Origin of the sequence: Roseinatronobacter monicus, from assembly GCF_006716865.1 — a bacterium.
Lineage (GTDB): Bacteria > Pseudomonadota > Alphaproteobacteria > Rhodobacterales > Rhodobacteraceae > Roseinatronobacter > Roseinatronobacter monicus.
Genome location: NZ_VFPT01000001.1, coordinates 1302565 through 1322555 on the forward strand (window position 1 = coordinate 1302565; position 19991 = coordinate 1322555).

The window sequence follows — 19991 nt, forward strand, 5'->3', positions numbered from 1 at the left end:
CAGGGGTTTCGCCACCCCATCACGAACGAAACGCGGCAATGCTGACAGAGTTTCCCGGCGACCCTAAACGTCGGCGGAAACTTGCTAAAAGGGCCCGCCGCCCGGGCCAAGTGACTATGCGGGTAATTCGACAAGCGCCCTTGGGGTCTGTGATGCACTATATCTTACGCGAAAGCAGATTTTGCCTGTGCGGTCTTGAAGACGCGAGAGCGCCGAGACGATAAGCGCGGCTCATCCCGCCTGTGTCTTTTGGACAAACGGAATGAGCCAGTTTATTCACGGACGGACGGCAACGACCTCGATCTCAACCAGCCAGTTTGGGTTCGCCAATCCGGCAACTTCGAACACAGAACGCGTCGGCAGTTCCGGCTGCTCTTCGGTTCCGAAATACTGGACATATCCGCTCATGAAGCCGCCAAAATCCATCTGGCCACTCTCGTCGGCCACCAGATAGACTTGCATCTTCACGACGTCTGACATCGACAGATCAAGATCGGTCAATGTGTCGGAGATCCGCTCTAGAACAGAAATGGTCTGGGCTTCGGTATCGCCAAACGCCTCTGCGGTGTTGGGTTCGGCATCTGTGTTCGTGACACCGGGAACCACACCGCTGAGATAGACCAGCGTTGCATCGGCCGGAATTTCGACCGCGCGCGAGATCGGGAAGTCAGAGCCGGGGATGGCGTGGCGCAGGACTTCAGCCTGCGCAGCATTGCCCAGAACAATAGTAGCAGCCAAAGCTGAGAGGAGCGTTCTGCTTATCATTTGTAGGTCCTTTATGGTAAAAGAAGCCCCTCGGCGGCCAACGGGATAGGACTGACCGCCAGAGGGGAGTGTGGCCGCAAGAATAGCGGTGTGTCAGCGCGTCTGAGAAACCATGTCGGCGGTTGCAGGGTCATCAGGATAGTCGTTTCCGAGATGCGTCCGGATATAGTTCACCACTTCTGCAACCTGCTCGTCATTCAGGATGCCGCCCAAGGGTGGCATTGCCGCCTGACCGTGCAGGGTCAGCATGACCGCATATTCCGGAAATTCCAGCGTCGGGTTGTCTGCCAGTGCGGGATAGCTGGCCGCGCCGGTTGCCCCTTGGCCATCGGGCATGTGGCAACTTGCGCAAACTGCGTTGTAGATGCCTTCGCCGGTTTCCTGTGTCAGCACACTGCGGCTTTCGAACCACGCGGCAGAGTCGTCCGCGAGGGCGGGGGCCGCTACGATGCTTGCTGCGAACAGGGCGGGGGTGAATAGTTGGTGCATGCGCATCGGTTACTCTCCTGCTGCGGTGATTGCGGTTTCATTCAGGCGGCGGATGGCGTCCAGCGACGACAGAACCGCCCCTTCCATCCATGCAGGAAGATAGGACAGATGCTCGCCGGCGCAGACAATGCGCCGGTCCATCGCCACGGCATCCTCATACTGCGCCTCTTTGTCCTGCCAGATGCCATAGCAGCCCAACGTCCACGGCACACGGTGCCATGCCACAGAAACCCCTGCCTTGAACTCGTCAGGCATTTGCGGGTGAATCTGGCTGCCCCATTCAACCGTGCGGCGCACGCGGTCTTCAGGCTCGATCGAGGAATACTGATACGCCAGCGCCCCCCAAGAATATGCCCCCAGAACAACGCCCGGTTTGTCCGACAGATAGTCATTCGACGGATACGAGATTTGCGAGATGGGCAGGTCGGTGTAAGTGGTCCCACCGTAGATATGCTCGTCTTCTTCCCAGAAGCGGCGGTTGAATTCCAGCCCGACCTTGATCGACGCTGCATAGTGCATCGTCTGGATGACATTCGTCAGCGGGCCGGAAAAATCATGGTCAATCTGGCTGAGGATCGAGAAGGGGATCGTGCAGACGCAATAATCCGCGCTGGTCGTCGCTTCCGCGCCATCGTTCTCCAGATCCTCATAGGTGACACTGACGCCGTCCTCATCCTGACGGATTTGGGTTACGCGTTTGCGATATTTGACCAGATCGCCAAGATTGTCGGCCATCGCGCGTGCAATCATGTCCATCCCGCCCTTGGGCTGGAAGATGGGCATGGAGCCGTTCAACGCTTCGCTGGTGGCAAGGCGCGACCATAGGCCGGAATCGAGCAAGGTGGACAGGTCCAGAATTTCATTGGCGATCGGTGCGCCATCGACACCCCCACCGGGCGGACGCTCATACCCACGGCGCGAACTGGCGGCATTGCCGGATACATAGTCGTTGTCGTCGTTCAGCGCGCCAAAGGTGCGCAGACCTGCCAACAGGTTTTCCTTGTCTTCCTCAGTCAGCATCTCGTCCAGCGCACCTTGATCGGTGACCTTGGACAGCAGGTCGGAAATATGGCCGCGGAAATCGGAGTTGATCTCGCGGTAGCGCACGGGCTTTCCGTCAAATGCGTCGACCGAATGTACATAGGCATGGTTGTTGATCTGGATCAGCGGTTCCAGTTCGACCCCCAGCCTGCGGCAATAGTCCAGAATGCCGTAATGGTTGTAGGGCACACGCCATGGACCGGGGTTAAAGTAGTTACCTTCGGCGAAATCCACAGTCTGGGTGAAGCCACCCAATTCTTCATAGGTGTCGCCCGCGCGCATCGTCCAGCAGCGCCCGCCCGCGACATCGCGGAACTCAAGCACCTCAATCTCATAACCCGCATCGCGCAGCTCCATCGCGGCGATCATGCCGGCGATACCCGCCCCCAACACAAGAACCTTCGTGCCCTCGGGCGCACGCTCTAGTTGAATGGGGCCGTCATAAGTTGATGCATGCGCCACACCCATCATACCCATCGCCTGATACATTGCTGCCGCGCCACCAGCGGCACCTACCATCGTCAAAAACTCGCGCCGCGATGTCGTTGTGTTTGATTCTTCAGCCAAAATGGCCTCCCTTTATTCTTACACTTGTGAAATGATTTTCGGCTTGGTGCGACATCTTGTCAACCCCGTCAACGAGCGAAATTCGCGCAAAGGTTGAAAATTTCGACTGTTGTGTTTGGCGTCAACGATGCGGTTGTGTCTGTATCATCCCGTCTGTGACAGACAATGATCTGCCAGGATCGCAGCGCCTATGACCCTTGGGGCCAAAAGAATTGCGCAAAAATCAACTCGGCGGTTCCGCCCAAGGGCGCCCGCCCGCCAGTTCATGCGCCAGATGATCGACAAGGGCGCGCAGTTTGCCGGGCATGGGCGAAATCGGGGGCCATAATGCAAGCACCGGCATTTTTCGGGACGGGTGACCTTGCAGCACAGGGTGCAGCCTGCCTGCCGAGATTGGGTTTGCAACAATGAAGCCCGGCAACATCGCCAGCCCCAGTCCTGCCAGTGCAAAATCGCGCATCGCCTCGCCGTTGTTCAGGGTCAGGCAACTGCGAACGGGTGCGGCCACAAGCTTCCCGTCCACTTCGAACTGCCACATCTGCCCGTCAGGCAAGTGGCTGTAGCTGAGCACCTGATGCCCCGCCAGATCGGCGGGCGTCTTGGGGTGACCGTGGCGCGCCAGATAGTCAGGGCTGCCGCAGGCGATCATCCGGTCAGTACATAGCGTGCGGCTGATCAAAGCGCTGTCGCGGGCGTCGCCAATCCGAACGGCCAGATCAAACCCGTCGCGGATCAGATCGCGGGCACGGTCGTCATAGTCGATCCGCAACTCCAGCGCGGGGTGTGCGCGCGCAAACCGTGCAAGGATCGGGCTGAGAAACAATGTGCCGAAACTCATGGGCGCGGTGATGGACAGCCGACCGCGCAAGGGCGCGGCCCCATCCATGCCCCAAGATGCGCTTTCGGTCGCTGCCGTCAGGGCGCTCAGGGCAGGGCGCAATTGTTCGGCCAGCCGCAAGGCTGCCTCGGTCGGGGTGACGCGTCCTGCATTGCGCAGGAATAAGGCCGTCTGAAGTGCGCGTTCCAGATCGGAGATGCGCTTGCTGACAACAGATTTCGACAGGTTCAGATGCGCCGCTGCGGCGGTGACGGTGCCAAGTTCCATCACTGTCAGGAAGGTCTCGATTTCATCCAATGTGTAGCGCATCTCACAGTGATAAACCGCCCCTCGTTGTTCGGCAATCACGAACACCGGGTTGGTTCATGGAGTACTGCAAAATCGCCTGCCACCTGCCATATAGAGGATAAGGAAAGGAGGCCCCTCATGGACCTGACTGGCATTCATCACCTGACGGCGATCACCGCCGACGCGCCCGGTAACAATCGTTTCTACACGGAAACCCTCGGGCTGCGACGCGTCAAGAAAACCGTCAATCAAGACGACACATCCGCTTATCATCTGTTCTTTGCCGATGGTGCGGGCAGTCCCGGCACCGATCTGACCTTCTTTGACTGGCCTGTCGGGCGCGAGCGGCGCGGCACGCATGCGATCACCCGCACCGGGCTGCGTGTCGCTGAGGACAGCCTAGACTACTGGGCAGACCGCTTGCGCGATGCCGGGTTGAACACTGGCGAGATTACGCAGCTCGATACCCGCGCCACGCTTGATTTCGAAGACCCTGAAGGCCAGCGCTTCCGCCTGACGGCAGACGCACCCGGCGCGGCACATCCGTGGGAGCGCAGCCCTGTGCCGCCCGAACATCAGATCCGCGGTTTGGGGCCAATCACCATTTCCGTGCCGCAACTGGTCCCGACCGAGGTCGTGCTCACCCGCCTGATGAACATGCGCGCTGTGCGCGATTATGTCAGCCCGGATGGGATCGGCCATGTTCATGTGTTCGAGATGGGCGCGGGCGGGCCTGCGGCGGAGGTGCATGTGATCGTGCAACCGGGCCTGCCCGTGGCGCAACAAGGTGCGGGCGCGGTGCATCATGTCGCATTTCGTGTTCCCGACAAGGCGGCACTCAGCGACTGGGCCGCGCGGCTGAACGCCCAGCGTATGCCCAGTTCGGGCGAGGTGGAGCGCTACTATTTCCGCAGCCTGTACTTCCGTGAACCGGGTGGCAACCTGTTCGAGCTGGCCACCGACGGGCCGGGATTCGCAGTGGACGAGCCATTCGAGACGATGGGCGAGGCGCTGTCACTGCCCCCGTTCCTAGTGCCTCGCTTCGGGGTATTTGACAGCTTTGATTTTTTCTGAATCTCTGTGGAGCGTAGCAGCTTTCTGGGGGTGAGATGATGACAAGAGGGTGCAAGCCGAAGTATGTAGTTCGACTGACGACAGAGGAGCGTGAACACCTTGAAGGGATGATCAGAACGGGTCGGCAAGCCGCCTACAGACTGCTGAAGGCGCGGATTTTGCTGAAGGCGGATGTGTCCTCTGATGGCCCGGGATGGGAAGATGCGCGCATTGCCGAGGCATTAGAGACCAGTCTCTCGACTGTTTTCCGCACCCGGCGCCAACTTGTGGAGGAAGGGCTTGAGGCGACTTTAGCGCGCAAAGTTCCAGCGTCGCTTTCACAACCTCGGATCTTCGATGGGCAAGCCGAGGCCAAGCTGATCGCGCTTGCCTGTTCCGAACCACCCGAAGAATATACGCACTGGACACTCAGGTTGTTGGAAAAGCGGGTTGTCGAACTGGGCATTGTTGAGCAGGCCAGTGATACCACAATCCAACGCACGCTTAAAAAAACGCGCTCAAACCGCACCGGAACCGGTACTGGGTAATCCCACCCAAAGCCAACGCTGGTTTCGTGGCGGCCATGGAGAATGTGCTGGACGTCTACACCCGTCCACACGATCAAAACCGTCCGCTGGTTTGTCTGGACGAGACCAGCAAACAATTGACCCGTGAGACCCGCACACCCATTCCCATGCAGCCAGGGCGCGAGGCGCGCCATGACTACGAATATGAACGCGCAGGTGTCGCCAGCCTGTTCATGTTATTCGCTCCTCTGGAGGGCTGGCGCCACGTCGAGATACGCGATCGACGCACTGCCATCGATTATGCCCATATCCTGCGCGATCTGGCTGATCTCCACTTTCCCTATGCCGAAAAGATCGATCTCGTGCAGGATAATCTGAACACCCACAACCCTGCATCGCTGTACGAGGCTTTCCCGCCTGCCCAAGCGCGCCGCATCGCACAACGGTTCGAATGGCACTACACGCCAAAACATGGGTCTTGGCTCAACATCGCTGAATGTGAACTCAGCGTCCTCGCTCGCCAATGTCTGGCCCGGCGCATCCCGGACAAAACTATGCTGAAGGCCGAAGTCGATGCATGGACAACAAATCGCAACTCCCAACGCGCCAAAACCAACTGGCAGTTCACAACTCAAGACGCGCGCACAAAGCTTATCCGGCTTTATCCGCAAATCGAGTGAATCGCAGGACTAGAGCCGCGCCGCGCGGCAATCGAGGCGGGATTAAAGCCGCTGGAATGAGAGACCCATCACCAGCCGCCGGGATGTCCCGGCGGCTGGTATCGCCGCTTGAGAAACGAAGGGCGCGTGCTGCGCATGGGCGTTTCGGTTGCCAAGGGGCAAGTTGTTTGCTCGGTGGCGGTTCTCAATACGGGACGCAATGCTTACCTTGGTGCCGCGCCTGACCGAACAGGTGAAGGGTGATATCCTGTCGAGGCAAGGCAGGATGCCCACCTTTGGCACACGCTTATCGAAAGGAAACTTGAGATGACAAAAACGATTCTTGGTCTTAGCGGCAGTTTGCGCCGCGCATCGTTCAACGCAGGCTTGCTGCGTGCCGCAGCCGAAGTGGTGCCCGATGGTGTGAAACTCGAGATCGGCGCGATCCACGAGGTGCCGCTTTATAATGGTGATCTGGAAAAAGCCTCTGGCTTGCCACCTGCTGTCGAGGTGCTGCAAGCCCAATTACAGGCCGCAGACGGGGTGCTGTTGGTGACGCCGGAGTACAATAACGGCATTCCCGGTGTGTTCAAAAATGTCATCGACTGGATGTCGCGCGGGCCGGGATTGCAAATGTGGGCCGGCAAGCCGGTTGCGCTGATCGGCGCATCGCCCGGCGGGTTTGGCACGATCATGGCGCAGAATCACTGGCTGCCTGTGCTGCGCACGCTCAAGGCCGACTTCTGGGCAGAGGGGCGGTTGATGGTGTCGCGGGCGGGTGACTTGTTCGATGAGGATGGAAATCTGACCGATACCGACAGCCGCGAGCGGCTGGCGGCTTTCATGGACGGATTTGCGAAAGTCATCTGACGGGAATTGGATGACCCCCGCCCGGATTGTTGGGCGGGGGCCGTTTCACTGTGCGCTTTAACTGGCTTCGTGCTGGTCCAGCCATGCTTTGGCCGCGTCCAGATCCGTGGCGCTTAGGTCATGGCCTGCGGGCAGGGTGCGCGCATCAAGCGTGGCACCGGAGCCGCGCAAAGCCGCTTCAAGCGCAGGGGCCAAGCGGGCGAAGGGGTCCTGCGTGCCTGAAAGCAGCAGCACATCTGTCCCGGTCAGATCGGGCGTTGGTGCATCTTCCAGCACGTTGATGCCGCGCAACAGGATCGCGCGCTGCACCAGACCCGGATGCAGCAGCATAACGGCCCCCAGAATATTCGCCCCATTGGAATAGCCCAGATAGCTGATGCGCGCCGCATCCAGCCCGTAGCTTTGGATCGCACCGTCCATGAAGCCCTTGAACGCCTCTGCCTCTGACCGGATGTCGGCCTGATCATAGCTCACAGCATCATAGCGGCGGAACCAGCGGTTTATACCTTCCTCATTCGATCGCCCGCGCACGCCCAGCAGCGTGGCGTTTGGTGCGATGCGATGGGCAAGCGGCATGAGATCAGCCTCATTCCCGCCGGTGCCATGCAGCAGCACGATGACTGATCCATCAGGGTCATCCGGTGTGTGAAAGCGGTGGATAAAGGGTAGATCGCGCATAGGTATCCTTTCCTCGCCCGGGAGGGCGAATTGTGGCAGCATCACGCGCAGGTCTTGCGCGCGCTCGGCCTCATGTGGGGGGATAAACAGAGTTTGGCCAAGGGCCTCTGGCGGCTCATCCACAGCAAAGCCCGGACCATCGGTTGCATGTTCAATCAAATGCCCCGCGGGGTCGCGGACATACAGCGACAGGAAATAGCGCCGGTCATGCACCTCGGTCAGGCCCTGAGCGGTGCCAAGGTCGCGCCGCATGGCGCGCACGGCGTTTGCGTCAGTGGCACGGAAAGCAACATGGTCAATCATCCCGGTGCCGGGGATCGCAGGCACAAACCCGCTGCCGTCGCGCAGATCAATCACATCACTCTGTGACACCAAGCGCTGCACTGTGCCCTCTGCCGGGCCTTTGCTGTAACCAAAGCGCGCAAGGAACTCGGCGCTGGCCGTTGGCTTGTCACTTATACCAATCAGCATTGATCAGAACTCTTGAGCCCAGTCGCGGGTTCCAATGGAGGTGATTGTGTCGGGCATGCTGACCAATTTGTTCCAAGCCTTGCAGCAATGATCTACGATGTCTTCATAGGTTTCGAAGATGAGGTTTGATAGCCAGTTGTCTCGCATGAATTGCCAGATGTTTTCGACTGGATTGAGTTCTGGGCATTTTGCGGGGATCGGGATGATGGTGATGTTGTCCGGAATGACCAGCTTGTCAGTCATGTGCCATGCGGCTTGATCCACGAGCACAGCCCCATGTGCTTTGGGTGCGACAGTTTGGGAGATTTCAGCAAGATGCAGGGCCATCGCTTCGGTATTGCACGCTGGCAGCACAAGACCTGCAGCTTTCCCGAGGGCTGGGCAAATCGCTCCAAAGATGTAGCTTGAACTCGTGCGCTGATCATGTGGGGCGGAAGGTCGCGTACCGCGCTTCGCCCATCGGCGCGTGATCTTGTTTTTCTGGCCGACACGCGCTTCATCTTGGAACCAGACTTCGATCACAGTGCCTTGCAGGAGCCGTGCGCGGAGCTTTGCTACTGCGGCTGCAAACCCTTTTTTTTAAAGTCCTCCAGTGCGGCTGTATCTTGCGCGTGATGGCGCGGGCGTGCTGTGAGTTTGACATAACCAAGCGCCCTGAGTTCCCGGCTTATCGACGTCTCGTGAAGTGAAATCCCAAATGTGTCTGCAATCCATTTCCTCAGATCACTCAGGCGCCAGCGGACGACCCCATGGACCGATAAGGTCGGACCGCTCTCAACAATTGCAGCAAGCGCCCTGCGCTGCTCATCGTTAAGCTTAGACTGCTGACCAGGAGCTTTGCCGTTGATCAAGCCGTCAGGCCCGCGGGCATTAAACCGCTCCACCCAGTCACGGACAATTTGTAGGCCAACACCACCAATCCGAGCAGCATCGCTGCGCCGACCGCCATCATAGATCTCCGCCAGCGCCAAAAGCCTGCGGGCTTGGTTGGCATCCTTTGTCTTTCGCGCAAGTTCTCTCAACTTCATGCCGTCGTAGTCTGTCCGTAACGCGAGCGCTGCGCCCATAGAGAGGCCCTCCCCAGAAAATCTGACGCCATTGAGTCAGATCTTCATAGATTTGGGAATCCCAAAACCCTCAGAAGAGTCAGATTTCGCGAGACTTGGTATTAGCAGGGTGACGGCACGCAGACGCGTTGGCGCAATGGGGTCGGGCAGGGGGGCCGCAGCAGGCAGATCGACCCCCACCAGCTTGACAATAATCCCGTCAGGGTCACGCAGCCGAAGGACCGGTTCGCCAAATTCACGCATAGGCCCTTCAACCGGGATCTGGGCTTGCAGGGCACGGGCCAGCCAGTCGCCAATGCTTGCGGGCGGCACGGCAAGGGCGATTTCAAATACCTGACCATGCCCGGCACGTCCGCGCGCGCCCCCTTCCCACACAAGGAAGCTGATCAGGCTTCCGGGGCTGCCTGCCGCGTCGCCATAAAACAGATGCAACTGCGCGCCATCGGCAAACCCGGCGGTCTGTTTGATCAGCCGCAAGCCCAGAAAACCTGCATAGAAATCCACATTTGCCTGCACCCGCGTTGTGATGGCGGTCAGGTGATGAAGTCCGGATGGCATGGGAAATCCTCCGTGCTGGGGCGCAACCGCGCCGTTGGTTCGGCCCTATATATGGATTCTGACACAGCTGGCGACCAATGGGCGGGCGAATGCCGTGTTCGGCGCAGGCGAACAAAGGACCCACCCACCGACAGACATGCCACCTGAGGCTGTATATGCGGCGTGCTGCTACAAAAACGACCCCTGTGCCGCATGATAGGTCGTTTCACTTTTGGCCCAAGGTTTTGCACCCTTTCAACAAAGATGTGAAAGGGATGGGACATGAATGTAGGCTTTGTCGGGTTGGGGAATGTTGGGTCCAAATTGGCAGGAAGTTTGCTGCGCAATGCCCATGAACTGACGGTTTTTGACCTCGATGCGCTGAAGGTGGAAGAATTTGTCGCATTGGGCGCTCGGCGCGCACACGACGCGGCTGCCCTTATGCGTGACAATGATGTTGTGATCACCTGTCTGCCATCCCCAGAAGTCTGTCGCGCCACGGTAGCGGAAATGCTGCCCGAGGTGAGGAGTGGCAAGACGTGGATGGAGATGTCCACCACCGATGTGCGCGTCATGAAAACACTGGCGCAAAAGGTGCAGGCAGCAGGCGGTTCAGTGGTGGAATGCCCGGTCTCGGGCGGGTGTCACAGGGCCGACACGGGCAATATCTCGATCTTCGCGGGCTGTGACCGGGCAAGTTTCGAGCGCGTTCTGCCCTTGCTGACGACATTGGGCCGCCGCGTTTTGCACACAGGTGAAATTGGCACGGCATCTGTGTTGAAGGTGATGACCAATTACCTTGCCACGGCGAACCTGCTGAGCATCAGCGAAGCGCTTGTGACAATGAAAGCCGCTGGCATGGACATGAATACCACCTATGAGGCGATCAAAATCTCCTCTGGGACATCCTTTGTGCATGAAACCGAAAGTCAGGTCATCCTGAACGGGTCGCGTGACATTTCCTTTACGATGGATCTGGTGAAAAAGGATATTGGCCTGTTCCAGCAAATCGCCGAGGATGCGGGCGTGCCGCTGGAAATCAGCCGCTTGATGGTGTCGATTTTCGACGATGCGATTGCCAAATTCGGCCCGCGAGAATTGTCGCCCAACATCATCAAACGCCTTGAGCAGGCCACGGGTCTAAGCATTCTTGCGCCGGGCTTTCCAGCGCAGTTGACCGATGAAGAACCCGAAGAGCAGGGGTATGAGGTCGTGCCAACAGGTCGCGCCACCGCGCTTGCGGCGGAGTAGGTGGCATGAACATGCGTCCGAATTTGGATCATTGGGAGGAACGCTGCGACCTTGCGGCGGCGTTCCGCTGGGCCGCGCGGCTGGGGATGCATGAGGCCGTCGCCAACCATTTCAGCCTGTCTGTGAACGCGGATGGAACGCGCTTTCTGATGAACCCCAATCAGGTACATTTCAGCCTGATCCGCGCCTCTGATCTTTTGGTGATTGATGCGAATGACCCTGCAACACTGGACCAGCCAGACGCGCCGGACCCCACGGCATGGGGGCTGCACGGCGCGGTTCATCGGGCGTGCCCGCATGCGCGCTGCGTCATGCACACACATTCGATCTTTTGCACAGTTCTGGCCTCGCTCGCAGACAGCCGTTTGCCACCTATCGACCAGAACACGGCCACATTCTTCAACCGCTACGTGATTGACGACCAGTTTGGCGGTTTGGCCTTTGAGGAAGAAGGATTGCGCTGTGCGGCACTGCTTTCTGATCCGGCCATAAAGGTGATGATCATGGGCAATCACGGCGTGTTGGTGATCGGGAGCAATGTGGCTGACACATTCAACCGCCTCTATTATTTCGAGCGCGCCGCCGAGACTTACATCCGCGCGCTACAGACCGGCCAACCCTTGCGCCTGCTGTCTGATGAGATTGCGGAAAAGACCGCGCGCGAGCTTGAAGACTACCCCGGTCAGGCGCAGGCACATCTGACCCAGATCCGCCGCATCCTTGACCGCGAAGACCCCGATTACGCCAATTGAGAAAGGCGCGCCATGACCGATTCCATCTCACTTTCTGAACGCGGCCTGACGCTAGAAGTCGGGGCTGTGTCGCAGTATTTCAACTATTACTGGCTGCGCGATGCTTGCATCAGTTGCATTGATCCGCAAACCCGCGAGCGTATTTTCGACAGTTCGGCGCTGGCAAACCCGCCACGGGCCACAGCCGCATGGATTGAAGATGGCGGCTTGCGCATCTCTTGGGCGGAGGAGGCGGTGATCTCTTGTGTCCCGATGGCACTGCTGCACGATATGGCCAAGCAGGGACGGCCACATGACCCTGCCGATTTGCCGCGCAATCTGTGGCTGTGCGACTTTGAGTCGCGCATCGCCCGCATCCCGCAATCTGCCGTACTCGACAGCGATGACGGGCGCGCGCGTTTCTGTCGGGCGCTGATCGAGGATGGCATCGCTGTTGTCACGGGGATGGAGCCGGGCAAGGAAAGCCTGACCGCGCTGGTCGAAAGCTTGGGCAGCATCACCCCGTCTGCCGAAGGGTATTTCTTCGAGGTGCGTGTCGAGATTGCACCGACCAATCTTGCCTTCACTGCCGGACCGCTAGAAATGCACACCGACCTTCCCGGAGAAGAGGCAGCGCCGGGTCTGCAATTTCTGCATTGTCTTGAGAACACTGTCGAAGGCGGCATGTCGCTGTTTCTGGATGGTGCCGCCGTGGCGGAAGCTTTGCGCGCGCAAGACCCGGAGGCGTTCCGGCTTCTGGCCACATATGACATCCCCTTTTTCTATCGGCATGACACGCTCGATTACCGCGCCCATCAACGGGTGATCGAGACAGACCAGCAGGGCAATGTGACCGGGGTGACGATTTCTCAACACTTGCAAGACACGCTGGATCTGCCACAGGACATGCTGGACGACTACTACCCGGCATTCATCAAATTCATACGCTTGATGCAGGAGGACCGCTTTCTTGTGCGATTCCGCTCGCAAGCAGGCAATTGTGTCGTGTTCGACAACCACCGCATCGTGCATGGGCGCGAAGGATATGTGGCCGACAGTGGCAAGCGGCATCTGCGCGGGTGCTATTGTGACCGTGGCGCGCTGCGCAGCACGTATCGCGTGTTGGCAAAGCAAGGGTTTGACGGCATGGCCCTACCAGCGCGTGAAACCGCCTGAATATGGGGCCGGACTTCGCGGTCCGGCCCTTGCTGTTTTCGGATCACGCCTGAAAGGGCGGGCGGACCTTCACCTCGTAAAACTCAGTCAACCCGTGTGCGCCACCTTCGCGGCCATTGCCGGATTGCTTGAACCCGCCAAAGGGCGATCCGTAGTCTGTCGCCCGCCCGTTGATATGAATGCCCCCCGCGCGCAGGCGCCGCACCACGCGCAACGCGCGGGCCTCATCTGCGGTCGAGACATAGGCATCCAGCCCGAAGGGCGTGTCATTGGCGATTGCTATCGCGTCGTCTTCGCTATCAAAAGGGATCATCACCAAGACGGGGCCAAAGATTTCCTGCTGGGCAATGTCCATGTCGTTGGTCACATCGGCAAACAGGGTGGGTTTGACATACCAGCCTGTCTCGAACCCATCAGGCTTGCCTGTACCGCCGACAACCAGCCGCGCGCCCTCATCAAGCCCCTTTTGGATCATGGCCTGCACGCGGTCATATTGAATCTGGTCGAAAAGCGGGCCGATATGGTCGCCCTCCTTCAGCGGATCGCCCACCGCCTGCGAACGTGCTGCTTGTGCCGCCAAGGTCACGGCGCGGTCATACACGCTGCGCTCTACCAGCATCCGTGTGGGTGCATTGCAGGACTGGCCGGTGTTCGAGAAACACTCGAACACACCTTCGGGCACGCGCGCTTCGAGGTCGGCATCCGCAAAGATGATGTTGGGCGATTTGCCCCCCAGTTCCAGCGCCACGCGCTTGATGCTTTCGGCGGCATTTCTGGTAACAGAGATACCAGCACGGGTGGAGCCGGTGAAAGACATCATCGCCACATCAGGGTGTTTCGACAGCGCTGATCCAACAGTCGGGCCATCCCCGAACACAAGGTTGAAGACGCCCTTGGGGAACCCCGCTTCATGGATCATCTCTGCATAAAGCCGCGCCGAAAGAGGTGTGTGTTCGGATGGTTTCAATACGCAGGTATTGCCGGTGGCAAGTGCCGGAATAACCTTGAGGGCGATCTGGTTGATCGGCCAGTTCCAAGGGGTGATCAATCCGCAAACACCAATCGGCTCGTACGATATAATGTCGCCATTAGGCAGGGTTTCTTCTTCGTCCATCGCATCGAACGCATCCAGAAAGGCGCGCAGATGTCCGGTGCCAGAGGCGGCCTGCTGTTCGCGCGAAAGCGTGATGGGCGCGCCCATCTCGGCGGTGATCGCCTGCGCCATCTCTTCCTCGCGCGCCTCGCTGATTGCCAGCAGGCGCGCCAGAAATGCGCGGCGTTCGGCCTTTGGTGTGAACCCCCAACTCTCGAACGCAGCTTTTGCGGCGGCAACGGCGCGGTCCACATCTGCCGCATCCCCTAGCATCAGCATCCCGATCTGGCGGTTTGTCGCCGGGTTGAGGATCGGCATGGTTTGCGTGCCTTGCGGTGCGACCCATGCCCCGTTGATATAGAAGCGATTGATGTCGGTCATCGGTTATCCTCCAGGATCAGCGCGGCCGCGCGGGCGGCCAGCATCATGGTTGGGGCATTTGTATTGCCCGAGGTGATGTTGGGAAAGGCCGATGCGTCAACCACGCGCAAACGACCCGTGCCATGCACCCGCAACCGTGCATCCAGAACGGAACGCGCGGGGTCATCCCCCATGCGGCACGTGCAACTTGGGTGGAACACGGTCGAGGCGCGCGCGCGAAAGTCATCAAGCAGCGCGTCGTCATCAAGCGCCAGCAGGTCGGGGCCGATGGCCGCGCGCCTTGCCCGTGACAAGGTTTCACTTTGAGCGAGGCGTTGAAGCAGCCGCCCCGCACGAATGGCGCTTTCACAGTCATCTTGGGTAGCCAACGAGTTGGGCCAGATCCCCGGTTGATCGTCCGGCGAGGGTGATGTGATGCGAATTTCGCCGCGGCTGGTGGGGCGACAGGGTTGTGCCGACAAGATATAGCCAGACGCACGCGTTACCTTCGGCCCGCTTGCGCCATAGGAATGAACCATCGGATTACAGTAGATCTGTGTATCCGGCGCAACCCCGCGGCCCGAGGCAACATACCCGCCCACTTGATTGACCGGCACCGAAAGTGGGCCACCGCGCGTCGCAAGATAGCGCAACCCACTGAGAATCCGCCCCTGCGGCGTGCCAAGAGTGGCGTTGAGCGTTTTGGTGTGGGCCGCGAAGCTGTAGGTGACGGCAAGATGGTCTTGCAGACCGCGTCCAACCTCTGCCAACGCGTTGTGGACGGCAAGCCCTTGTGATTGGAGCAAAGCCCCCGGACCGATGCCGGACAACTGAAGGATTTGCGGCGAATGCACCGCACCGGCAGAGATGATGATTTCGCGGCGTGCCGTTGCCTTGCGGATCGCGCCATGCTGGCGATAGAGGACGCTTTGCGCTGCACCCCCCTCTATCTCGATCCGCTGCACTTTTGCGTGCATTTCAAGCCGCACACCACCGCGTTTCAAAGCGGGGCGCAGAAACGCATCTGCTGCCGACCAGCGCCGCCCCTTCCACACGGTGCTGCGATAGCGGCCAAGCCCTTCAGCCCCCACATTCAGATCGTCGAGCAGGGGCCATCCGATCTCGGCTGCGGCGTCCAGAAAGGTCTTGGAAAATGGGTGCATATGTCGTGACAGGTCACTGACCCGGACAGGACCGGCTGCGGGCGCGTCGCCTGCCGCTTCTAGGCTGTCATACGTGGCGCGAACTGTTTGCCAGCCCCACCCATGTGCGCCCGAGTTTGCCCAATCGTCAAAATCGACAGGAAGGCCACGCATATAGGCCATCGCGTTGATGGAACTGCACCCCCCCACGACCCGACCGCGTGGCCATGAATTGCGCCGGCCCGCCAACCCCGCGTCACTCTGTGTCGCGCATTGAACCGATATTCGCGGATCAGTATGGGCGAAAGCATAGCCCAACGGCACCTTGACCCAGAAACGCTTGTCTGACCCGCCCGCCTCTAGGACAAGAACGCGCGTGCGCGTGTCCGCGCTCAACCGATCTGCAAGAACACAGCCCGCCGCCCCGGCCCCAACAATGATGTAGTCATATTCCGTCACCGGCATCCCCTATAGGGTTTCGGGTATGTCTGGCCCGCGCATGTTTGCGCTGCAAACAACGGCTCTTCCGGCTCAGGGGCGCTAAATTTTCAAGCGCACACCCAAAGGCACCATTTTCATGATATCAGTTTGCGGTACATACTGCGTCAGCCTTACAGGAGCGACGCCTATGTCAAGATTGCCCCATGTCACCTGGCTGCGTGCATTTGAAGCTGCCGCCCGGCACAGCAGCTTTTCGGCCGCGGCGGAAGATCTGAACCTGACACCGGCTGCTGTGAGTCAACATATCCGCCTTTTGGAACAACACCTTGGTGTCAATCTGTTCACGCGGCTGCCACATGGTGTTGCGTTAACAGATATGGGGCAGGCTTATGCATTGCCCATCCGCAAAGCCTTTAGCGAAATGCAGGATGCGACCTCTGGCCTGTTCGCACGACGCAGAAAGCGGCATCTGCATATCCGAACCTCTGTCACCTATGGGGCGCTGGTGCTGGCACCGCAAATCTCGAATTTTTCTGCGCTGCACCCGGATGTGGAGCTGCATATGACCACCGCAGTCTGGTCCGACCGGCTGGACGACAGGCGCATCGATATCGACATTCGCTATGGCACCGGCAACTGGACAGAGCCGCATATGTGGCAATTGTCACATGAAACCGGCATGGTTATCTGCACCCGCGACCACGCGGCAGGGTTTGGCGACCCCCCGGATATTGCGTCTATGGCAGCCGATCGCCTCGTTTTGGTGATGGGGTCAGAGGTCGAATGGCAAAGGCTTTCGTCACATTACCAACTCGGGCTTGGGCAGGCACAACATAGCGCGAAAGCAGATTCCTCGCTTATGGCGTTGCAGATGCTTTTGGGCGGCGGATGTGCAGGTATCATACACGAAAGTTTTGCCACGCCCTATCTGGATAAGGGTCTGTTGGTCAGCCCCTTCTCGTTTCGGCTGCCAATCCGCGAAGCCTATTTCATGATTATCGACAGCGACGCGCTCAACCGCTCCGAGGTGGCAGAGTTTCGGGACTGGTTGGTGGGCGGCGACCTAGCAGGTCGCGGGCAAGACGGTGCCTGACGCACTTCGTCCTTCGTCAGCGGGCGTAAGGTCGCGCCTGCGCCATAGTTACCTTGGCCACTCAAGCAATGTGCGATAGTCGTCTATACCATGCGCGTGCATTGCGGCAATTGCGGCAGCGCGCGTTTTCCGCTCCTTGTCAGTATCTTCAATGAAGGCGATGCCCCTGAGCGCGGCAACATGTGCGTCGTCCATTTTATGAAACATCGCTCCAGCAATGACCGTCGCAAGGTACCAATCGAACGGTTTGACCTGCGGGTCAGACAGCGTCGCCAGATAGGTATTCGTCATGCGAGTGCTGCCGGGAACACTGTCTTCGACCACAAAGGCGTCCTCGCGGCGATAGCCGAAGCCCTCGTGCTGGTCCAAGGTTGAGCGCTCTGCAAGGTCAACTTCGAAGATAACGCCCGGAACATGCGCACCCGGCGCGGCGCGCAGCGCTGCTTTGCCCGATCCGTCTTTGCTCTGCTTGGTAAAATCAAGACGAAAGTCACGCGCAATTCCGGTCCCAATCAGTTTGGCCGAGCGGCACCGGTTGATAAACCGCGCAGGCAGCATATTCGAGCCATATGCAAAATAATGAAACGTCATCAGGTGCGTTCTCCATAGGTGTTGAAGCCACGAGCGTGCGCATAATGCAAAATCTGAAAACGACCAATCAGAATGATTTAGATATTGAACTTCGAGGTCGTGAGCGTGCCGCCAGATTCTGGGCATAGCGGATTGCAGGCCATCACCGACTTCAGGGCAGGACATTCGGATGGCGTACATTGCTGGGTCCCGATAAAGGACGGATTGCGGGATGCAAACAGCTTGACCGGCAAAGCAGAATGGACGGGGGTGACACCGTTGTGGAAAGGGGTAACAGGCTGGGCGAACAGCGTCACATCTCTTCGACATCAATTTTGGAAATCATACCGACACGCTGCCGCGCATGATACGGGCACTCCACCAGAAGATAAGCGGCGTTATCAGCGCCGTCGGACCCAGCCAAGTGACGAGCGCGGGCAGGAAGGTGAAATTGACAACAACCGCGGCGGTGATCGTGGCAATGGTTCCGGCCAGCATCCGCGTCAGGTGCCGTGCGACCCGTGCCTTGCCCGCAACCGGCCCGGCGCGCCAGTCACGCCTGTCACGCCAGTCCGACAGGGCCATGGTCAACCCGATAGAGCCAAAGACCAGCAGGATGACCGGCTGCGCGCCACCGCCGCCTGCGAGCCCGCGCAGACCAAGCCCCATCATGAGCAGCCCTGTCACAGCCATCGCCAACCCGCCCAAATGGTCCGGCCAGCGGGGACAGCCATCGCGCAGAAGGGCAGCCCGCCAGCCCGTGAACACCAGATAAAAGCTGAAGATGCCGATCACCAACAAGAACAGGTTGGGCCGGATCGCCACCAGCGCGAATGTGGTCAGGGTGACCACCAGCATCGAGAGCACATAGGTATTGCCCGCACGGCGATGCCAGATCTCGCCTTTGGTCGTCCCTATGGCGGTTCCGGCCATTCCCAAGGCGAGCGCGCCCGCGAGGATGTGCACGATCAAAATGGCGGTGGTCATGTCGAAAACTCCCGTCTGATGTGGTGTCTTGACAAAGCGTTAATCTGGGGCGCTGCAAGTTGGCCAGAGAAGCTACGGAAACGGTTGAGAAAATACGCGAACGACATCATAATACCAAGTCTCGCGAAATCTGACTCTTCTGAGGGTTTTGGGATTCCCAAATCTATGAAGATCTGACTCAATGGCGTCAGATTTTCTGGGGAGGGCCTCTCTATGGGCGCAGCGCTCGCGTTACGGACAGACTACGACGGCATGAAGTTGAGAGAACTTGCGCGAAAGACAAAGGATGCCAACCAAGCCCGCAGGCTTTTGGCGCTGGCGGAGATCTATGATGGCGGTCGGCGCAGCGATGCTGCTCGGATTGGTGGTGTTGGCCTACAAATTGTCCGTGACTGGGTGGAGCGGTTTAATGCCCGCGGGCCTGACGGCTTGATCAACGGCAAAGCTCCTGGTCAGCAGTCTAAGCTTAACGATGAGCAGCGCAGGGCGCTTGCTGCAATTGTTGAGAGCGGTCCGACCTTATCGGTCCATGGGGTCGTCCGCTGGCGCCTGAGTGATCTGAGGAAATGGATTGCAGACACATTTGGGATTTCACTTCACGAGACGTCGATAAGCCGGGAACTCAGGGCGCTTGGTTATGTCAAACTCACAGCACGCCCGCGCCATCACGCGCAAGATACAGCCGCACTGGAGGACTTTAAAAAAAAGGGTTTGCAGCCGCAGTAGCAAAGCTCCGCGCACGGCTCCTGCAAGGCACTGTGATCGAAGTCTGGTTCCAAGATGAAGCGCGTGTCGGCCAGAAAAACAAGATCACGCGCCGATGGGCGAAGCGCGGTACGCGACCTTCCGCCCCACATGATCAGCGCACGAGTTCAAGCTACATCTTTGGAGCGATTTGCCCAGCCCTCGGGAAAGCTGCAGGTCTTGTGCTGCCAGCGTGCAATACCGAAGCGATGGCCCTGCATCTTGCTGAAATCTCCCAAACTGTCGCACCCAAAGCACATGGGGCTGTGCTCGTGGATCAAGCCGCATGGCACATGACTGACAAGCTGGTCATTCCGGACAACATCACCATCATCCCGATCCCCGCAAAATGCCCAGAACTCAATCCAGTCGAAAACATCTGGCAATTCATGCGAGACAACTGGCTATCAAACCTCATCTTCGAAACCTATGAAGACATCGTAGATCATTGCTGCAAGGCTTGGAACAAATTGGTCAGCATGCCCGACACAATCACCTCCATTGGAACCCGCGACTGGGCTCAAGAGTTCTGATCAATGCTGATTGGTATGAG

The 19991-nt window shown here is 59.0% G+C and carries 18 protein-coding genes and 1 pseudogene; 8 read left to right on the top strand and 11 right to left on the bottom strand.

Going from position 1 to position 19991, the window contains the following annotated elements; translation table 11 throughout:
• Window positions 1-276: 276 nt before the first annotated feature.
• From BD293_RS06080 to BD293_RS06095, 4 genes are all read right to left on the bottom strand, one after another.
• Window positions 277-765 carry a RidA family protein gene (locus BD293_RS06080; protein ID WP_142080321.1) on the bottom strand — a complete coding sequence of 163 codons (489 nt, stop codon included), beginning with the start codon at window positions 763-765 and terminating at the stop codon, window positions 277-279.
• 93 nt (window positions 766-858) lie between these two features.
• The gene (locus tag BD293_RS06085; RefSeq protein WP_142080322.1) at window positions 859-1254 is read right to left on the bottom strand and encodes a c-type cytochrome; all 396 of its coding nucleotides are present in this window, start codon (window positions 1252-1254) and stop codon (window positions 859-861) included.
• Between the two features lie 9 nt (window positions 1255-1263).
• A complete protein-coding gene (locus BD293_RS06090; protein ID WP_170207073.1) occupies window positions 1264-2862 on the bottom strand; it encodes a flavin monoamine oxidase family protein in 1599 nt (532 codons plus the stop codon).
• 223 nt (window positions 2863-3085) lie between these two features.
• The gene (locus tag BD293_RS06095; protein WP_142080323.1) at window positions 3086-4009 is read right to left on the bottom strand and encodes a LysR family transcriptional regulator; all 924 of its coding nucleotides are present in this window, start codon (window positions 4007-4009) and stop codon (window positions 3086-3088) included.
• Between the two features lie 117 nt (window positions 4010-4126).
• Between BD293_RS06095 and BD293_RS06100 the strand changes: the two genes are divergently transcribed.
• The 3 genes from BD293_RS06100 (at window position 4127) to BD293_RS06110 (ending at window position 7097) form a co-directional block, all read left to right on the top strand.
• The gene (locus tag BD293_RS06100; protein WP_142080324.1) at window positions 4127-5062 is read left to right on the top strand and encodes a ring-cleaving dioxygenase; all 936 of its coding nucleotides are present in this window, start codon (window positions 4127-4129) and stop codon (window positions 5060-5062) included.
• A gap of 38 nt (window positions 5063-5100) precedes the next feature.
• A protein-coding gene (locus BD293_RS06105) for an IS630 family transposase (protein ID WP_142084373.1) occupies window positions 5101-6248 on the top strand; the annotation gives its coding sequence in 2 pieces (ribosomal slippage) (window positions 5101-5548 and window positions 5548-6248; 1149 coding nt in all).
• A gap of 306 nt (window positions 6249-6554) precedes the next feature.
• The gene (locus BD293_RS06110; protein ID WP_142080325.1) at window positions 6555-7097 is read left to right on the top strand and encodes an NADPH-dependent FMN reductase; all 543 of its coding nucleotides are present in this window, start codon (window positions 6555-6557) and stop codon (window positions 7095-7097) included.
• A gap of 57 nt (window positions 7098-7154) precedes the next feature.
• Here the strand turns inward: BD293_RS06110 and BD293_RS06115 are convergent, their stop codons facing one another.
• The 3 genes and pseudogenes from BD293_RS06115 to BD293_RS06125 form a co-directional block, all read right to left on the bottom strand.
• Window positions 7155-8246 carry a hypothetical protein gene (locus BD293_RS06115; RefSeq protein ID WP_142080326.1) on the bottom strand — a complete coding sequence of 364 codons (1092 nt, stop codon included), beginning with the start codon at window positions 8244-8246 and terminating at the stop codon, window positions 7155-7157.
• 3 nt (window positions 8247-8249) lie between these two features.
• Window positions 8250-9313 (bottom strand): IS630 family transposase gene (locus BD293_RS06120; protein WP_142079576.1). Its coding sequence is split into 2 segments (ribosomal slippage): window positions 8250-8825 and window positions 8828-9313, totalling 1062 coding nucleotides; the frame shifts between segments, so codons are not numbered across the junction.
• A 102-nt stretch (window positions 9314-9415) separates the two neighbouring features.
• Window positions 9416-9871 (bottom strand): annotated as a pseudogene (locus BD293_RS06125) (VOC family protein); the annotation flags it as partial.
• A 261-nt stretch (window positions 9872-10132) separates the two neighbouring features.
• On the opposite strand from BD293_RS06125, the gene BD293_RS06130 reads away from it, so the two are divergent.
• From BD293_RS06130 to BD293_RS06140, 3 genes are read left to right on the top strand one after another with little or no spacing between them, the layout of a single operon-like run.
• Window positions 10133-11101 (top strand): NAD(P)-dependent oxidoreductase, encoded by a 969-nt coding sequence (locus BD293_RS06130; RefSeq protein ID WP_142080328.1) that lies wholly within the window; start codon window positions 10133-10135, stop codon window positions 11099-11101.
• A gap of 5 nt (window positions 11102-11106) precedes the next feature.
• Complete coding sequence (locus BD293_RS06135; RefSeq protein WP_142080329.1) at window positions 11107-11853, top strand: class II aldolase and adducin N-terminal domain-containing protein; 747 nt, start codon at window positions 11107-11109, stop codon at window positions 11851-11853.
• A 12-nt stretch (window positions 11854-11865) separates the two neighbouring features.
• Window positions 11866-13008, top strand: a complete 1143-nt coding sequence (locus tag BD293_RS06140; RefSeq protein ID WP_142080330.1) for a TauD/TfdA family dioxygenase — start codon at window positions 11866-11868, stop codon at window positions 13006-13008.
• A 43-nt stretch (window positions 13009-13051) separates the two neighbouring features.
• Here BD293_RS06140 and BD293_RS06145 read toward each other — a convergent pair whose 3' ends face one another.
• Together BD293_RS06145 and BD293_RS06150 are read right to left on the bottom strand one after the other, a co-directional pair.
• Window positions 13052-14482 (bottom strand): aldehyde dehydrogenase family protein, encoded by a 1431-nt coding sequence (locus BD293_RS06145; RefSeq protein WP_142080331.1) that lies wholly within the window; start codon window positions 14480-14482, stop codon window positions 13052-13054.
• Window positions 14479-16068, bottom strand: coding sequence for a GMC family oxidoreductase (locus tag BD293_RS06150; RefSeq protein WP_142080332.1), 1590 nt, complete (start codon window positions 16066-16068; stop codon window positions 14479-14481). The genes BD293_RS06145 and BD293_RS06150 overlap by 4 nt, the downstream gene beginning before the upstream one ends.
• Window positions 16069-16231: 163 nt before the next feature.
• On the opposite strand from BD293_RS06150, the gene BD293_RS06155 reads away from it, so the two are divergent.
• Window positions 16232-17137, top strand: a complete 906-nt coding sequence (locus tag BD293_RS06155) for a LysR substrate-binding domain-containing protein (RefSeq protein ID WP_170207074.1) — start codon at window positions 16232-16234, stop codon at window positions 17135-17137.
• Between the two features lie 48 nt (window positions 17138-17185).
• Here BD293_RS06155 and BD293_RS06160 read toward each other — a convergent pair whose 3' ends face one another.
• Window positions 17186-17854 carry a gamma-glutamylcyclotransferase family protein gene (locus BD293_RS06160; protein ID WP_170207075.1) on the bottom strand — a complete coding sequence of 223 codons (669 nt, stop codon included), beginning with the start codon at window positions 17852-17854 and terminating at the stop codon, window positions 17186-17188.
• A gap of 195 nt (window positions 17855-18049) precedes the next feature.
• Window positions 18050-18694 carry a DUF2306 domain-containing protein gene (locus tag BD293_RS06165; RefSeq protein ID WP_142080335.1) on the bottom strand — a complete coding sequence of 215 codons (645 nt, stop codon included), beginning with the start codon at window positions 18692-18694 and terminating at the stop codon, window positions 18050-18052.
• 213 nt (window positions 18695-18907) lie between these two features.
• On the opposite strand from BD293_RS06165, the gene BD293_RS06170 reads away from it, so the two are divergent.
• A protein-coding gene (locus BD293_RS06170) for an IS630 family transposase (RefSeq protein ID WP_142079576.1) occupies window positions 18908-19971 on the top strand; the annotation gives its coding sequence in 2 pieces (ribosomal slippage) (window positions 18908-19393 and window positions 19396-19971; 1062 coding nt in all).
• Window positions 19972-19991 lie beyond the last annotated feature (20 nt).